The following is a 512-nucleotide window of genomic DNA, read 5'->3' on the forward strand; positions in this document are numbered from 1 at the left end:
GATGTTGTTCCTAACCTTGCCGGGAATGGCTTTGTGGTAATAGGCCAGTCAACCAGCAGGATGCGTGTAGGCGAATTTGCGGAGCTATTAGAGCTTATACAGGCATTCGGTACAGAGCGTGGCGTTAAGTGGTCAGACGAAGCGAGACTGGCTCTGGAGTGGAAAGCGAGATGGGGAGACAGGGCTGCATGATAAATGTCGTTAGTTTCTCCGGTGGCAGGACGTCAGCATATTTGCTCTGGCTAATGGAGCAAAAGCGACGGGCAGGTAAAGACGTGCATTACGTTTTCATGGATACAGGTTGTGAACATCCAATGACATATCGGTTTGTCAGGGAAGTTGTGAAGTTCTGGGATATACCGCTCACCGTATTGCAGGTTGATATCAACCCGGAGCTTGGACAGCCAAATGGTTATACGGTATGGGAACCAAAGGATATTCAGACGCGAATGCCTGTTCTGAAGCCATTTATCGATATGGTAAAGAAATATGGCACTCCATACGTCGGCGGC

Annotated in this window: 2 protein-coding genes; both read left to right on the forward strand. The window is 49.0% G+C overall.

Features of this window, described 5'->3' with window-relative positions:
• A partial coding sequence (locus tag D0S45_20780; protein TIH06041.1) for a recombination protein NinB occupies positions 1–192 on the forward strand: 192 nt, incomplete at its 5' end.
• Positions 189–512: hypothetical protein (locus D0S45_20785; protein TIH06042.1), on the forward strand; the 324-nt coding region annotated here is incomplete at its 3' end. The genes D0S45_20780 and D0S45_20785, both read left to right, overlap by 4 nt.

Origin of the sequence: Marinifilum sp. JC120, assembly GCA_004923195.1 — a bacterium.
GTDB lineage: Bacteria > Desulfobacterota > Desulfovibrionia > Desulfovibrionales > Desulfovibrionaceae > Maridesulfovibrio.